Here is a 14508-nt window from a genome sequence, read left to right on the forward strand (position 1 = left end):
CCGTTCGTTACCCGGCGTTGCCCGGGTAACATCCTCCCCCGCTGTGATATACTTTTCTCCCTCTTTTGTTCATTCTCTACGGAGATGCCGTTTTGTATCAGGATAAAATTCTTGTCCGCCAGCTCGGTCTTCAGCCCTACGAACCCGTTTCCCAGGCCATGCACGAATTCACCGATACCCGCGATGAAAACACGCCCGATGAGATCTGGTTAGTTGAGCACTTTCCTGTTTTCACCCAGGGTCAGGCCGGTAAAGCGGAGCATGTATTAATGCCCGGCGATATTCCGGTGATCCAGAGCGATCGTGGCGGGCAAGTCACCTATCACGGCCCCGGCCAGCAGGTAATGTATGTTCTGCTGAATCTTAAACGCCGTAAGCTGGGCGTGCGGGAACTGGTGACGCTGCTGGAACAAACCGTCGTCAATACGCTTGCCGAACTGGGCATTGATGCGCATCCGCGAGCCGATGCGCCCGGAGTTTATGTGGGAGAAAAAAAGATCTGCTCACTGGGTTTACGAATCCGTCGCGGCTGCTCTTTTCATGGTCTGGCATTAAACGTCAATATGGATCTCTCTCCGTTCTTACGCATCAATCCTTGCGGTTATGCCGGGATGGAAATGGCGAAAATATCGCAATGGGATAATAACGCAACGACGGATAATATTGCCCCTCGCCTGTTGGCCAATATTTTAGCCCTGCTAAACAATCCACCTCATGAATATATTCCTGCTTAATCAATAAAATATAATGACCCACGCAATTCATGGGTCATTAACTATATATTGCTTGAATGCTTTACTTCTCCGCCCGGTTTCTATATTTTCGTTATGCCTAAGCTAAAACCGTCAATGACGCAACCTCATCAGCCATCAGAATGAGGGGATTCACTGTGGCTAAAATCCGAATGTACTGTTTGTTACCCTGTTGAAATTGTTACTGATATTGACATTCAGGCGATATTTAAGCCAAATCAAAAATGCAATAAATATAAACCCTACTATTATTTATAACGTGAATAAATTCGGAGCGAGAGCGTGAATGATAATAATCTGCCGGGACGACGTCTAATCGAGCAACGGCCAGAAGACAAACCTCAAATTTTCAGAACGCTGAGAAATATTGACCTTAATCTCTTGACTATTTTTGAAGCGGTATACGTTCATAAAGGCATCGTCAATGCTGCGAAAATTCTTAATTTAACGCCATCCGCTATTAGCCAGTCTATTCAAAAATTACGCGCTATATTTCCCGACCCGCTATTTATCCGTAAAGGCCAGGGCGTGACCCCGACGGCCTATGCCACCCATCTGCATGAGTATATTAGCCAGGGGCTGGAATCTATTCTGGGCGCGCTGGATCTGACCGGCAGTTATGACAAACAGCGCACCATCACGATAGGCACGCCTCCCTCTATCGGGGCGTTAGTCATGCCAACCATCTATCAGGCGATCAAATCCCGGTATCCGCAGCTTCTGTTACGCAACATTCCGGTAAGCGACGCCGAATGCCAGCTCAGCCAGTTTCAGACCGATTTGGTCATCGATACCCATATCTACAGTAGTCGGGCCATTCATCACCATGTGCTGTTTGCCGATACTGTTGAGCTGGTTTGTCGCCAGGATCACCCTTCACTTTCCGCCCCGCTAACCGAAGAGAAGCTGAAAGCGGTCGACCATACTCTGCTGATGCTCGAAGGGCAGAATTTCAGCCTGGTGCGTCAGCGTATCCAGGACCTCTTCCCTGAACGACAAATCAACTTTAGCAGCTACAACATCTTCACCATTGCCTCACTCATCGCCAGCAGCGACCTGCTGGGGATGATGCCCACCCGGTTCTACACCTTATTTAGCCGTTGCTGGCCGCTCAAGCGCATTCCCTATGCGCCACTGAGCGATGAGAGAATCGACTTTTCGCTGCATTACAACAAATTAAGCTTACGTGACCCGGTGCTGGAGAATGTTATTGATGTGATACGCGATGCGTTTCGAACCGGAGATGTTGCTGCTTAGTCACAGGAGATGTTGGGCAAATGGCACAAAACAACAACTATTTTACATTTTGCCGACCACTCAGGCTGCTTTATGGCCCGTTTCAATGATATACTGCCTGTAGTTAATTCAAAAATAGTTGATAAATACAACATTCCCTTGAATTGAAACGCTTTCCTTCGTTATTCGCAACTGGAACACGCACGCTATGAGTAAACCCATTGTGATGGAACGCGGTGTCAAATACCGCGATGCCGATAAGATGGCCCTTATCCCGGTTAAAAATGTGGCAACAGAGCGCGAAGCCCTGCTGCGTAAACCGGAATGGATGAAAATAAAGCTTCCAGCGGACTCCACTCGTATCCAGGGCATCAAAGCGGCAATGCGCAAAAATGGCCTGCATTCTGTCTGCGAGGAAGCCTCTTGCCCTAACCTGGCGGAATGTTTCAATCACGGAACCGCCACCTTTATGATCCTCGGCGCGATTTGTACCCGCCGTTGCCCGTTCTGTGACGTTGCCCACGGTCGCCCTGTCGCCCCGGATACCAACGAACCGTTAAAACTGGCTCAGACGATTGCGGATATGGCGTTACGCTATGTGGTTATCACCTCCGTTGACCGCGATGATCTGCGCGATGGCGGCGCTCAGCACTTTGCTGACTGCATTACCGCGATTCGTGAAAAAAGCCCGGCAATTAAAATTGAAACGCTGGTGCCTGACTTCCGTGGCCGTATGGATCGCGCACTGGAGATCCTTAACGCCACTCCGCCAGATGTCTTCAACCATAACCTTGAAAACGTGCCGCGAGTCTATCGTCAGGTACGCCCAGGCGCCGATTACAACTGGTCGCTGAAGCTGCTGGAGCGTTTCAAAGAGGCCCACCCGGAAATCCCAACCAAATCGGGTCTGATGGTCGGTCTGGGAGAAACCAACGCTGAAATCATTGAGGTTATGCGCGACTTGCGCCGTCATGGCGTCACCATGCTGACGCTGGGCCAGTATTTACAGCCAAGCCGCCATCACCTGCCGGTACAGCGTTATGTTAGCCCGGAAGAGTTCGATGAGATGAAAGCCGAAGCCATGGCGATGGGCTTTACCCATGCCGCCTGCGGGCCGTTTGTTCGTTCTTCTTACCATGCAGACATGCAGGCGAAAGGACTGGAAGTGAAGTAATCGAGTAATACTCGCTTACATTTAACGCATAAAAAACCCGCTTAAACGCGGGTTTTTTCTCTTCAGAGTCAGATGAAGGAGCATCCTGCTCGCGTCATGATCACTCTTTATGAGAGAGTTTCTCAGCCTGAATATCGCCGCCCGCTTCTTTTTTCGCGCCAGCGTCTTCATCATTCATCGCCTTTTTGAAACCTTTAATTGCCGTGCCCAGGTCTCCGCCCAGCGTACGTAACTTCCTGGTACCAAACAGCAGAACGACCAGTGCGGCAACCACCAGCAGTTTGGTAATACTAATCTCACCCATAGATACCTTCTTGACTTAAAATCAGGCGGCTTAACGCGCCATATTAACCTGAGAATATTAACGGTCATTCGACGCGCGCACACAATAGCAATCTGTAACAAGGTGAATCAAGCTTAGTTTAAAAAAACATCATAATAATTGCGGTGGCGCAAAACGACGGTTACGTAAAACGGGAAGTTGCGCCCGAACTTGCCTGACGCGCTCGGCGGAGACCTCGGCCATAATCAGCGCCGGAGTCTCTGCCGCAGCGGCTACTGTGACGCCAAACGGATCGACGATTCGGCTCTGACCGATATTTTTGTTGCCGCACTCCCCTGCGGCAACGATATAGCAGGTTGAATCCAGCGCTCTTGCCGCCAGCAAGGTCGCCCAGTGATGCTCTTTCAGCGCCCCTCTTACCCAGGCGGCAGGCAGCACCAGAATGTCAGCCCCCTGCAAAGCCAGCGCCAGTGCCAACTCCGGGAAGCGCAGGTCATAGCAGGTCATTAACCCAACTTTGATCCCCTCAACATCCAGCAGCGGGGCAATGGTGTCGCCTGCATCAACGCTGCGGGACTCCTGAATCGAAAAGGCATCGTACAAATGCAGCTTGGCGTAATGCGCAACAATCTTTCCCCCGCACAACGCAACCTGCATGTTGAATGCCCGCCCCGGCGTTGAAGGAACATGAATCGTCAGGATTGTCGTCATCGTATTGCGCGCGCTCTCACGCAGCAAGCAGCGCAAAAATCCGCCCTCCAGTAGCTGCGCGGACTTAACCGACAGATCGGGATCGCGATCGTCGCGAGCCAGCAGCGCCTCAGGCAACACCAGTAAGGAAACGCCATTTTCTGCCGCCTGAGACATTAACGAAACGCATGTTTCGGCGTTCTTTTCCCAGACCGACGCCACGGCAAATTGTCCTGCTGCAACGAGCATACTCCCCTCCGACCAGATTCGTTAAACTCGCCAAAGATGCTTATTCGGCGTTACACTCATCCCATATACAATCAAATAGCAGGAATATTCAGTGTTACAACTCCTTTTAGCAGTTTTTATTGGCGGTGGTACAGGAAGCGTAGCGAGATGGATGTTGAGTATGCGGTTTAATCCGCTTCATCAGTCCATTCCGTTCGGCACCCTGACGGCGAATTTGATCGGCGCCTTCATCATCGGTATGGGCTTCGCCTTATTTAGTCGCATGACGAATATTGATCCGATGTGGAAGGTGTTGATTACCACCGGTTTTTGCGGCGGCCTGACCACGTTTTCCACCTTCTCAGCGGAAGTTGTTTTTTTGCTCCAGGATGGGCGTTTTGGCTGGGCGATGGTGAATATACTGGTCAACCTGCTCGGGTCATTTGCCATGACCGCGCTTGCGTTTTGGCTGTTTTCGGCATCCACCGCGCATTAAGGGCATAAAAAAACCCGCCAGTTGGCGGGTTTTGGAATTCTTGCTGTCGTATGCTTACAGAGCGATTACGTTAGCAGCAGAAGGGCCTTTGGCACCGTTAGTGATTTCGAACTCTACGCGCTGACCTTCAGCCAGAGTTTTAAAACCATTAGTCTGGATTGCAGAGAAGTGTACGAACACGTCTTTGCTGCCATCTTCCGGAGTAATGAAACCGAATCCTTTGGATTCATTAAACCACTTAACGTTACCTTTAATCTTAGACATCAAAATTACCTTTACATGAAAAATAGACACAAATGCTGTGTCGGGTACCAGTACATCAATTGTGGTGCATTTTGTCCAGTCCAACTTTGCCAAAAAGTGATAAATATCGCGTTATTTTTTAGATTTTTTGTACTACCTATTGTTTTATAACGCTATTTTATATACCACTAACAAGGCATATCACTCATCAAAACTGGAAACGCATCCAGGCAAAGTAGACGTTACCGTTGTTATACGTACCGGGGATGTAGGTCATCTGGAACGTTGCCGGACCGTAGCCTATCGAGGCTAACGGCAACAGAACCGGCACCGGAATGTACTTCCAGTTATCACGCGCCGTTGCGCCAGCGGTAAATCCCAGCCCCATGTGGAAGTTTTCATCTGCCAGAGGTCGCCAGGTTTTTTCCCAACCGTAACCGCCGATAGGCTCCCACTTATTGAAGGAGTCTTTAAACGCCATGATGTAAAGCCCATGCCAGTTGCCTTTATCATCCCAGCGTGACTGACCAAACCCGGCCCCCCACGGGCGCTCATTGTAGCGATCCGTTTTTTCTTTATCGTAGGCAAACCGCGCATGCCAGGTAATGGCCGGCACGTACAAATCATAATGCTCGGGTTGTTGCCAGGTTTCCGACACATTATCTTTCAGCGTATCAAACCAGCCTTTATCTGCTGAAAAGGCCTGGGGCAGAAGGGCGAATTGCACAAAGAGAAATGAAAGAACAAGAAAATATTTTTTAGCGACAATCACAACTTAATTACCATCCTGGAGTTCAATACCGATCGTAGCAAAACGAACCTGAATGGAATCTTAACAAAAAACAGGTAACGAAAAATCAGAAAACTCCCCTTTGCAATAACGAACCCGCTTATTTCCCGTTTATTTCATACGGATCATCGCCGTTTACTGAAACTTTTTATCATCAGGAAAGGGAATCTGGCCTGTTATAATTCTGTACACCACCCCATCATTAACATTACATTTCCATAAAAATAACAAATACAAAACAAATACGTTTCTACGTAAATTTTTCACCTGAGAGATTTCATATTCGTTGCCTGCATGAAAAAATAACAACACAGGACGTTTAATCCGTCCTTTTCTTGATTTTAATCAGCAAGGGGAAGCGGTTTATTCGGCACATTTTCACACCACTTTCTGTTCCTTTTTTATTCTTACTTTCTGGGCGTCCAGGCGACAGGGGAAACAATGTTAACGTTTATTGAACTCCTTATTGGGGTTATGGTTATTGTGGGTGTAGCGCGCTACATCATTAAAGGTTATTCAGCAACCGGTGTGCTCTTTGTGGGCGGCCTGGTGCTGCTGATTATCAGCGCGTTAATGGGGCATAAAGTCCTGCCCGCCAGTGAAACCAGTACCGGCTATACCGCGACGGACATCGTTGAATACATTAAGATTCTGTTGATGAGCCGTGGTGGCGACCTCGGTATGATGATCATGATGCTGTGCGGTTTCGCCGCCTACATGACGCATATCGGCGCAAACGACATGGTTGTAAAACTGGCCTCCAAACCGCTGCAATACATTAACTCACCTTACCTGCTGATGATCGCCGCCTATTTTGTCGCCTGCCTGATGTCGCTGGCGGTCTCTTCGGCAACAGGGCTTGGCGTATTGTTGATGGCAACGCTCTTTCCGGTGATGGTTAACGTCGGGATCAGCCGTGGCGCTGCCGCCGCCATCTGCGCTTCCCCCGCAGCGATCATCCTCTCTCCGACCTCAGGCGACGTGGTTCTGGCGGCAAAAGCGGCTGAGATGCCGTTGATTGATTTTGCCTTTAAAACGACCCTGCCGATCTCCATTGCCGCCATTATCGGTATGGCGATTGCCCACTTTTTCTGGCAGCGTTATCTGGATAAAAAAGAGAACATCTCCCATGAAATGCTGGATGTAAACGAAATTACCACCACCGCCCCGGCGTTTTACGCCATTCTGCCATTCACACCGATTATCGGCGTTCTGGTTTTTGATGGTAAATGGGGTCCGCAGCTGCACATTATTACTATTCTCGTCATCTGTATGCTGCTCGCTGCCGTGCTGGAGTTCATTCGCGGATTCAATACACAGAAAGTCTTTTCCGGTCTGGAAGTCGCGTACCGCGGGATGGCTGACGCGTTTGCGGGCGTGGTGATGCTGCTGGTCGCCGCCGGGGTATTCGCTCAGGGGCTGAGCACTATCGGCTTCATCCAGAGTCTGATCTCTATCGCCACCTCGTTTGGCTCCGCCAGTATTATCCTCATGCTGGTACTGGTGATCCTGACCATGCTCGCGGCAATGACCACCGGTTCCGGTAACGCGCCTTTCTATGCCTTTGTCGAAATGATTCCTAAACTGGCGCACTCTTCCGGTATTAACCCGGCTTACCTGTCCATTCCGATGTTGCAGGCTTCAAATCTGGGGCGCACGATCTCCCCGGTCTCTGGCGTCGTCGTTGCGGTGGCAGGGATGGCGAAGATTTCGCCGTTTGAAGTGGTGAAGCGTACTTCCGTTCCGGTTATGGTCGGGCTGCTGGTTGTCATTATTGCAACTGAAGTGATGGTGCCAGGCACTTCTTCCGCTGTGGCGGGTGGTTAAGCAAATTAATTTGTAGATGATTCGCCGGATGGCGGCGTAACGCCTTATCCGGCCTACAAATCTTACCGTAGGCCCGGTAAGCATAACGCCACCGGGCGATTCGCCGGATGGCGGTGTAACGCCTTACCCGGCCTACAAAACTTACCCGTAGGCCCGGTAAGCGCAGCGCCACCGGGCGATTCGCCGGATGGCGGCGTAACGCCTTATCCGGCCTACAAAACTTACCCGTAGGCCCGGTAAGCGCAGCGCCACCGGGCGATTGGTCAATCTCGAATTCAACCGTGGTAAATACGCTGCGGTCTGCCCACTTTTCCGTGAATAATCTCGGCAATAATCAAATGCTGACTGGCGCAATACTCCAGATACCGCCGGGATGTGGTACGGCTGATCGTCAGCGCCTGCGCCACCGTCTCAGCCGTATGGCGCGTCGCTGGGTCGCTAAACAGCTTCAGCACGGCATTCAGCGTCAGAGCATCAATCCCGGTCGGCAAATCACCTTTTGGCTCCCCTCGCGCATAGGCATTAAACATCTCGTCAATCTGCCGTTGGCTGGCGCTATCGTTACCCGCCAGCATACGCCGGCGTTGCTGATACCGCGTAAGCGTCTGCCCCAGACGCTCATAGGCAATCGGCTTCACCAGATAATCAAACGCCCCCCAGCGCACCGCTTCGGAGACGGTTTCCATATCACTGGCGGCCGTGGTAAACACGATTCCGCCGGGATAGCGCGCCTGCATCAGTTCATGCAGCAACGTGATGCCCTTCCCATCCGGCAGATAGTTATCCAACAGAATAAGCCCGGGTTTAAAACGTTCGATCATCATACGGGCCTGCGCCAGATTGCCCGCCAGCCATATCTGGCTGAAACCGGGAATATGGCGGATATATTCCGCATGCATTTCCGCCAGCAGCGTTTCATCCTCAACGATCAATAGGGTTAATGGTTCCGTCATCGTTTTTTTTCACTTTCGGAAGAAATAGAGAAAACAAGGTGCCACAGGGATCATTATCTTCCAGCGTAATCACCCCGCCACAGCGCCCCACATAACTTGCAATCAGATACAGCCCGATGCCATGTTCGCCTGGTTCATCGGTTCGGGTGCTGACACCCTGTTCAAATATTTTTTCGCGCAGAGATTCAGGAACGCCGCATCCCTGATCGGCAACTTCAATCACCACATCGTCCCCTTCGTCGCTCAAATAGAGTTCAACGACGTTATTCCCTTCCCGGGTACGCAAACTGGCTTCAAACGCGTTATCGAGAAGATTGCCGACAATCGCGGCAAATTCGGTGCTATCAAGCCCTTCCGGGAGTCGGTGCAGTTGACTGCCAGGCACGATCGTCATTTTTAGCCCCAGCTCCCGCGCCCGCTGGACTTTGCCGAACAGCAGACCGGCGACCTGGCGATCGGCAAACGCGCTGCGTAGACTATCGATCAGTTGCTGTTGCGCCTGCGACTCGCCCTGCACCATTTCCCTGACCCGATCATACTCTTTCATCTGGAGCAGACCGTTGAGCGTCGACATCCAGTTCAGGTGTTCATGACGCAGCGTTCTCAGGCTCTCCACATACTGTTTTATTTGCGTCAGTTGGGCGTTCAGGGTGGAAATTTCATCCTTGCTGCGAAAGCTGATGATCGCCCCCAGTAATTCATCCCCGGAGCGAATGGCCTCACGATTGGCAATAACGCTCAGCCCATTGAAATTCGCCATCACATCCTGGCGTTTTTCCGCAATCTGCTGTGTGAAGAAGTCCGCAGGATTAACAACCGTCTCTATCGACTTACCCAGCCATTGCCGCCCCGGCGAACGCAGCCCCAGCATTTTTCGCGCGTTGCGGTTAATGGCGGTAATGTGCCCTTCCGGGTCGACTGCAATTAATCCTTCATACACTGAACTGAATAATGCCTCCTGCTGGCGCACAACGCGCGCAATCTGCTTTGGCTCCATCCCCAGCATCTGGCGGCGAATGTGGGCGGCGAAAAACCAGGAAAGCAGCATAAGCACCACCAGCAGCAGGACGAATACGCCCGCCATCGGCAGTAAAAAATCCAGTCGCCAGCTGTCAATTTTACTGACCAGATAACCGATGGAAACCACGCCGATCACGTTGCCATTGTCGTCAAATATCGGCGTTTTAGCGCGCATCGCCATACCAATAGACCCCTTGCCGGTGATGAAATAGCTCTCACCGTTCTCCAGCGCGCCGGGTTTCGTGAACTGCATCGGGTAACCAATTTTTTCCGGGTTAGGATGGTAGAGGCGAATCGAGTTTTTGTCGCCGATGACCACATAATCAAAATCGGTGTCGCTTTGTAGTTTATCCGCGATGGTCGCCAGCCGCCTGTAATCCCGGTGTTTCACGGCCGTGATGATACTGTCGTTAGAGGCGATAATTTTTGCCTGGTTCATCGCCATATCCCTGACATGCGATGCCAGATAGTCTTCAAAGCTGGCGGAAAAATAGCGGGCTAACGCGGCGATGATGAAAACAGAAACGACCAGAATGAGCAGAAAAATCCGCAGCGGGAACGCGAGTTGACGAAAAAAAAGAAACCGTTTTTTATTTTTTGGGTCGGGCATTGTTATTCCTTCGCTGGCGTAAGCGTCTCATTTCCCGTATATGTAATAAAAATGTTTTAACTTTCTGCTGTGCATTTAATAGCGATCGTTACAGATTCCCCACCTTAAATCAATTAAACAAATAAAACCCACCGCGCAATTTGCTATTAAATTAATTAAAAAACTTAAAACCATTAAACACATAAAAACCATCTAAGTGTTTGTGAAATAAATCAAAATTTACCACCAAAATACCCCTTACGATGTAGGCAACAGAGAGAAAAAGAAATACGTCGTAATAAAAACAACGACCGCTCCAATTGAAAACAAAACGTTATCAGGTTGCAACGACACACAACATACGCAAAAAACTGGCAACAAAATATATCATCAGGACGCTCAATACTATGTTCGGTAATAATGTATTCACGCAAGTGAAACGCTCAGAAAATAAAAAGATGGCGGTTATCACGCAATTTCTGAAAGAGAATGATTTAAGCGTAGATACCACCGTCGAAGTTTTTATTACCGTTACGCGCGATGATCGTCTTATTGCCTGCGGCGGTATTGCCGGAAATATCATTAAATGCGTTGCTATCTGCCAATCCGTGCGCGGCGAAGGGCTGGCGCTGACGCTGGCTACAGAGTTAATCAACCTCGCCTACGAAAGGCACTGTACGCACCTCTTCATCTACACCAAAACAGAATACGAAGCGCTCTTTAAACAGTGTGGCTTCTCAACGCTGGCTGATGTGCCTGGCGTGATGGTGCTCATGGAAAACAGCAATACGCGCCTGAAACGCTACGCTGAATCCTTAACGAAACTGCGTCATGACGGGAAAAAAATCGGCTGTATCGTCATGAACGCCAACCCCTTCACAAACGGGCATCGCTATCTGATCCAGCAGGCCGCCGCACAGTGCGACTGGCTGCATCTGTTCCTGGTAAAAGAGGATACGTCGCGTTTTCCGTACGAGGACAGGTTTGATCTGGTGATCAAAGGAACAACGGATATTCCACGCCTGACTGTGCATCGCGGTTCCGAGTACATCATCTCGCGTGCGACCTTTCCGTGCTACTTCATCAAAGAACAAAGCGTCATTAACCACTGTTACACCGAAATCGACCTGAAGATTTTCCGCCAGTACCTGGCGCCAGCATTGGGTGTAACACACCGTTTTGTCGGCACGGAACCGTTTTGCACCGTCACCTCCCAGTACAACCACGATATGCGCTACTGGCTGGAGACGCCAACGCTTCCCGCCCCACCCATCGAGCTGGTGGAAATTGAGCGGCTGTGTTTCCAGGAGATGCCGATTTCCGCCTCCTGGGTGCGCAAGCTGCTGGTTAAAAAAGATCTCACGGCTATCGCACCGCTGGTTCCCAACCCCACTCTGCACTATCTGCAAGGCATGGTTGAACGTAACCCGTCCAGCGCGGTAGTCCGCCAAAAGACCCCCGCATTAGAAACAGGTGAAAAATGAAAATAGACCAGGCTGCCGTCGCTGGCACACTTGAGTCCGGTGATGTGATGATTCGCATTGCTCCACTCGACACGCAGGATATTGACCTGCAAATCAACAGCAGCGTTGAAAAACAGTTTGGCGACGCCATTCGCGCCACCATTCTGGATGTGCTTGCCCGTTATAACGTCCGCGGCGTGCAATTAAATGTTGATGACAAAGGCGCGCTGGACTGCATTTTGCGTGCTCGGCTGGAAGCATTACTGGCTCGCGCCAGCGGCATCCCCGCTCTGCCGTGGGAGGATCGCCAATGATTTCCGCTTCTCTGCAACAACGTAAATCCCGCACCCGCCGCAGCATGCTGTTCGTCCCCGGCGCAAATGCCGCGATGGTCAGCAACTCGTTTATCTACCCGGCCGATGCGCTGATGTTCGACCTGGAAGACTCCGTCGCGCTGCGTGAAAAAGATACCGCTCGCCGTCTGGTGTATCACGCCCTGCAACACCCGCTGTACCGTGATGTGGAAACCATTGTCCGCGTTAATGCGCTGGATTCCGAATGGGGCATTAACGACCTTGAAGCGGTGGTTCGCGGCGGCGCTGACGTTGTCCGTTTGCCGAAAACCGACACCGCTCAGGATGTTACCGACATCGAGAAAGAGATCCTGCGCATTGAGCAAACCTGCGGCCGTGAACCCGGCAGCACCGGACTGCTGGCCGCAATCGAGTCGCCGCTGGGCATTACCCGCGCCGTTGAAATCGCCCACGCCTCCGAACGTCTCATCGGGATCGCGCTGGGGGCGGAAGACTATGTGCGCAATCTGCGTACCGAACGTTCCCCGGAAGGCACCGAGCTGCTGTTTGCCCGCTGCTCCATTTTACAGGCGGCACGCTCCGCAGGCATTCAGGCGTTCGATACCGTCTATTCCGATGCCAATAACGAAGCGGGTTTCCTGCACGAAGCGTCACACATCAAACAGCTGGGTTTTGACGGCAAGTCCCTCATCAACCCACGCCAGATTGAACTGCTGCACAACCTGTATGCCCCGACGCTTAAAGAAGTCGCCCATGCGCGTCTGGTCGTGGAAGCCGCGGAAGCCGCCGCCCATGAAGGCCGCGGCGTCGTCTCCCTGAACGGCAAAATGGTAGACAGCCCGGTGATTGAACGCGCCCGTCTGGTGCTCTCCCGTGCAGAACTTTCCGGCATTCGCGAAGAATAAGGCAAAAAAATGACGCAGAAAATCGAACAACTTCAACGACAAGAACGGGTAGCGGCCTGGAGTCGCCATGCCGAAAGCGAATTTTCCGCTTTTCAGAGCACTTCGAAACTGAATTTACAGGCGCAAAAACCGCGCGATAAAAAACTGTGCGCCACGCTTGAAGAAGCCATCCGCCGTTCTGGTTTACAGGATGGAATGACCATCTCTTTCCACCACGCTTTCCGTGGCGGCGACCTGACGATCAACCTGGTGATGGACACCATCGCCAGCATGGGCTTTAAAAACCTGACGCTGGCCTCCAGTTCGCTGAGCGATTGCCACGCGCCACTGGTCGGGCATATTCGCCAGGGCGTCGTGAGCCGAATTTACACGTCTGGTCTGCGTGGCCCTCTGGCGGAAGAGATCTCCCGCGGATTGCTGGATGAGCCCGTACAAATCCACTCCCACGGCGGTCGCGTCCATCTGGTGCAAAGCGGTGAGCTCAATATCGATGTGGCCTTCCTCGGCGTGCCGTCCTGCGATCCGTTTGGCAATGCCAACGGCTACACCGGTAAAGCCTGCTGCGGTTCGCTGGGCTATGCGAAAGTGGATGCCGAAAACGCTCGCCAGGTTGTTCTGCTGACGGAAGCGCTGCTGCCGTATCCGCATAATCCAGCCAGTATCGCCCAGGACCAGGTGGATCTCATTGTGCAGATCGAACGGGTAGGCGACGCCGACAAAATTGGCGCAGATGCGACCCGTATGACCACCAACCCGCGTGAACTGTTAATTGCCCGCAGCGCGGCAGACGTGATTGCCAACTCAGGCTATTTCCAGGAAGGCTTCTCTCTGCAAACCGGAACCGGCGGCGCTTCTCTGGCGGTAACCCGTTTTCTGGAAGACAAAATGCGCAGCCGCGATATTCACGCGGATTTCGCGTTGGGCGGCATTACCGCCACGATTGTCGACCTGCATGAAAAAGGGCTGATCCGCAAATTGCTGGACGTACAGAGCTTCGACCGTAACGCCGCAGAATCGCTGGCCCGCAACCCGAATCACATCGAAATCAGCGCCAATCAGTATGCCAACTGGGGCTCAAAAGGCGCATCGGTCGATCGTCTGGATGTCGTGGTGCTGAGCGCCCTGGAGGTGGATACCCAGTTCAACGTGAACGTGCTGACCGGTTCCGATGGCGTACTGCGCGGCGCGTCAGGCGGTCACTGCGATACCGCCGTTGCCGCCGCGCTGTCAATCATCGTCGCACCGCTGGTTCGCGGCCGCATCCCGACGCTGGTCGATAACGTGCTCACCTGCGTAACGCCTGGCTCCAGCGTCGACATTCTGGTGACCGACCACGGCATCGCCGTCAACCCGGCGCGCCCGGAACTGGCGGAACGCCTGAAAGAAGCGGGAATGAAAGTGGTCTCCATTGAATGGCTGCGTGAACGTGCGCAGTTGCTCACCGGTCAACCTCGCGCCATTGAATATACCGATCGCGTCATCGCCGTAGTGCGTTACCGCGACGGTTCGGTCATTGACGTTGTTCATCAGGTGAAGGAATAAGCC

The 14508-nt window shown here is 51.9% G+C and carries 15 protein-coding genes; 9 read left to right on the forward strand and 6 right to left on the reverse strand.

Features of this window, described 5'->3' with window-relative positions; all coding sequences use genetic code 11:
* Positions 1–92: 92 nt before the first annotated feature.
* The 3 genes from lipB to lipA all read left to right on the forward strand — a co-directional run bounded on the left by lipB (position 93) and on the right by lipA (position 3162).
* On the forward strand, positions 93–734 hold the full coding sequence (lipB, locus tag OGX93_RS06335) for a lipoyl(octanoyl) transferase LipB (RefSeq protein ID WP_047458192.1): 642 nt from the start codon (positions 93–95) through the stop codon (positions 732–734).
* A gap of 300 nt (positions 735–1034) precedes the next feature.
* The gene (locus OGX93_RS06340; protein WP_047458193.1) at positions 1035–2009 is read left to right on the forward strand and encodes a YbeF family transcriptional regulator; all 975 of its coding nucleotides are present in this window, start codon (positions 1035–1037) and stop codon (positions 2007–2009) included.
* Positions 2010–2196: 187 nt separating this feature from the next.
* Positions 2197–3162 carry a lipoyl synthase gene (lipA, locus tag OGX93_RS06345; protein ID WP_012133358.1) on the forward strand — a complete coding sequence of 322 codons (966 nt, stop codon included), beginning with the start codon at positions 2197–2199 and terminating at the stop codon, positions 3160–3162.
* A 100-nt stretch (positions 3163–3262) separates the two neighbouring features.
* Here lipA and tatE read toward each other — a convergent pair whose 3' ends face one another.
* A complete protein-coding gene (gene tatE / locus OGX93_RS06350; RefSeq protein WP_012133359.1) occupies positions 3263–3466 on the reverse strand; it encodes a twin-arginine translocase subunit TatE in 204 nt (67 codons plus the stop codon).
* 129 nt (positions 3467–3595) lie between these two features.
* Complete coding sequence (locus tag OGX93_RS06355) at positions 3596–4384, reverse strand: deaminated glutathione amidase (protein WP_071259767.1); 789 nt, start codon at positions 4382–4384, stop codon at positions 3596–3598.
* A 91-nt stretch (positions 4385–4475) separates the two neighbouring features.
* On the opposite strand from OGX93_RS06355, the gene crcB reads away from it, so the two are divergent.
* Positions 4476–4859 (forward strand): fluoride efflux transporter CrcB, encoded by a 384-nt coding sequence (gene crcB, locus OGX93_RS06360; RefSeq protein WP_024130549.1) that lies wholly within the window; start codon positions 4476–4478, stop codon positions 4857–4859.
* 54 nt (positions 4860–4913) lie between these two features.
* Here crcB and cspE read toward each other — a convergent pair whose 3' ends face one another.
* Complete coding sequence (cspE, locus tag OGX93_RS06365) at positions 4914–5123, reverse strand: transcription antiterminator/RNA stability regulator CspE (protein WP_000034825.1); 210 nt, start codon at positions 5121–5123, stop codon at positions 4914–4916.
* A gap of 187 nt (positions 5124–5310) precedes the next feature.
* Complete coding sequence (gene pagP / locus OGX93_RS06370; RefSeq protein ID WP_012133363.1) at positions 5311–5874, reverse strand: lipid IV(A) palmitoyltransferase PagP; 564 nt, start codon at positions 5872–5874, stop codon at positions 5311–5313.
* 459 nt (positions 5875–6333) lie between these two features.
* On the opposite strand from pagP, the gene dcuC reads away from it, so the two are divergent.
* Positions 6334–7719: an anaerobic C4-dicarboxylate transporter DcuC gene (gene dcuC, locus OGX93_RS06375; protein WP_012133365.1), complete on the forward strand. Its 1386-nt coding sequence runs from the start codon at positions 6334–6336 to the stop codon at positions 7717–7719.
* A 275-nt stretch (positions 7720–7994) separates the two neighbouring features.
* Here dcuC and dpiA read toward each other — a convergent pair whose 3' ends face one another.
* Positions 7995–8672: a two-component response regulator DpiA gene (gene dpiA, locus OGX93_RS06380; RefSeq protein ID WP_012133367.1), complete on the reverse strand. Its 678-nt coding sequence runs from the start codon at positions 8670–8672 to the stop codon at positions 7995–7997.
* A complete protein-coding gene (gene dpiB / locus OGX93_RS06385; protein ID WP_012133368.1) occupies positions 8641–10302 on the reverse strand; it encodes a sensor histidine kinase DpiB in 1662 nt (553 codons plus the stop codon). Before dpiB ends, dpiA begins: the two co-directional genes overlap by 32 nt.
* 386 nt (positions 10303–10688) lie before the next feature.
* Between dpiB and citC the strand changes: the two genes are divergently transcribed.
* From citC to citF, 4 genes are read left to right on the forward strand one after another with little or no spacing between them, the layout of a single operon-like run.
* Entirely contained in the window at positions 10689–11765 is a 1077-nt protein-coding gene (gene citC / locus OGX93_RS06390) for a [citrate (pro-3S)-lyase] ligase (protein WP_012133369.1), read from the forward strand.
* Positions 11762–12058: a citrate lyase acyl carrier protein gene (gene citD, locus OGX93_RS06395; RefSeq protein WP_012133370.1), complete on the forward strand. Its 297-nt coding sequence runs from the start codon at positions 11762–11764 to the stop codon at positions 12056–12058. Before citC ends, citD begins: the two co-directional genes overlap by 4 nt.
* Positions 12055–12963 carry an aldolase/citrate lyase family protein gene (locus OGX93_RS06400; RefSeq protein WP_104868931.1) on the forward strand — a complete coding sequence of 303 codons (909 nt, stop codon included), beginning with the start codon at positions 12055–12057 and terminating at the stop codon, positions 12961–12963. Before citD ends, OGX93_RS06400 begins: the two co-directional genes overlap by 4 nt.
* A 9-nt stretch (positions 12964–12972) precedes the next feature.
* Positions 12973–14505: a citrate lyase subunit alpha gene (citF, locus tag OGX93_RS06405; protein WP_012133372.1), complete on the forward strand. Its 1533-nt coding sequence runs from the start codon at positions 12973–12975 to the stop codon at positions 14503–14505.
* The last annotated feature ends 3 nt before the right edge of the window (positions 14506–14508 follow it).

Origin of the sequence: Citrobacter sp. CK195 (assembly GCF_030333365.1) — a bacterium.
Classification (GTDB): domain Bacteria; phylum Pseudomonadota; class Gammaproteobacteria; order Enterobacterales; family Enterobacteriaceae; genus Citrobacter_B; species Citrobacter_B koseri.

Excerpts from the sequence above, each read along its gene's own strand:
- dpiA (WP_012133367.1), bottom strand. The coding sequence starts at position 8,672 with ATGACGGAACCATTAACCCTATTGATCGTTGAGGATGAAACGCTGCTG.
- OGX93_RS06355 (WP_071259767.1), bottom strand. The coding sequence starts at position 4,384 with ATGCTCGTTGCAGCAGGACAATTTGCCGTGGCGTCGGTCTGGGAAAAG.
- citF (WP_012133372.1), top strand. The coding sequence starts at position 12,973 with ATGACGCAGAAAATCGAACAACTTCAACGACAAGAACGGGTAGCGGCC.
- dpiB (WP_012133368.1), bottom strand. The coding sequence starts at position 10,302 with ATGCCCGACCCAAAAAATAAAAAACGGTTTCTTTTTTTTCGTCAACTC.
- citD (WP_012133370.1), top strand. The coding sequence starts at position 11,762 with ATGAAAATAGACCAGGCTGCCGTCGCTGGCACACTTGAGTCCGGTGAT.
- lipA (WP_012133358.1), top strand. The coding sequence starts at position 2,197 with ATGAGTAAACCCATTGTGATGGAACGCGGTGTCAAATACCGCGATGCC.
- citC (WP_012133369.1), top strand. The coding sequence starts at position 10,689 with ATGTTCGGTAATAATGTATTCACGCAAGTGAAACGCTCAGAAAATAAA.
- tatE (WP_012133359.1), bottom strand. The coding sequence starts at position 3,466 with ATGGGTGAGATTAGTATTACCAAACTGCTGGTGGTTGCCGCACTGGTC.
- dcuC (WP_012133365.1), top strand. The coding sequence starts at position 6,334 with ATGTTAACGTTTATTGAACTCCTTATTGGGGTTATGGTTATTGTGGGT.
- cspE (WP_000034825.1), bottom strand. The coding sequence starts at position 5,123 with ATGTCTAAGATTAAAGGTAACGTTAAGTGGTTTAATGAATCCAAAGGA.
- OGX93_RS06400 (WP_104868931.1), top strand. The coding sequence starts at position 12,055 with ATGATTTCCGCTTCTCTGCAACAACGTAAATCCCGCACCCGCCGCAGC.